Below are 459 nucleotides of genomic sequence, written 5' to 3' on the forward strand. Positions count from 1 at the left end.
TCACAAGTCCTGCCGTGGCAGACATCGCTCCGGAGGCCATATTGCCAAAGTACCGGGCAACCCCGACGGCAACCAGCGCGCCCACGGCTGTTGCCACATTATCAATCTGTCCGGCAACACCGTTCAGCATGCCGGAGAGCGTTTTTGTCACCCCGCTGGCCTCATTCGCACCGCCCACCCAGGCCATAAAGGCGTTTTCCACCTTCGTGATACTACTGGAAACCGTTTCCGGCATGGCCGCATATTCATCACGTAATATCCCCAGCTGGCTGATTAACGCGGGGACCACTTTATCCGCTGTCAGTTTTCCGTCATCCGCCATTGCCTTCAGATCTTTACGGGCCACGCCCATACCCGCAGCCAGTGCACGTACGATCCGGTCACCACTTTCATTGACCGAATTAAACTCCTCACCACGCAATACACCCTGCGCCAGCGCCTGACTGAACTGGGTGATCA

At 57.1% G+C, this 459-nt stretch carries 1 protein-coding gene; it reads right to left on the minus strand.

Annotated elements, in window-relative coordinates; translation table 11 throughout:
• Positions 1 to 459: tape measure protein (locus tag SR63_RS04600; RefSeq protein ID WP_147498379.1), on the minus strand; the 459-nt coding region annotated here is incomplete at both ends.

The sequence above is a fragment of the Campylobacter sp. 2014D-0259 genome (assembly GCF_008000505.1).
Lineage (GTDB): Bacteria > Campylobacterota > Campylobacteria > Campylobacterales > Campylobacteraceae > Campylobacter_D > Campylobacter_D jejuni.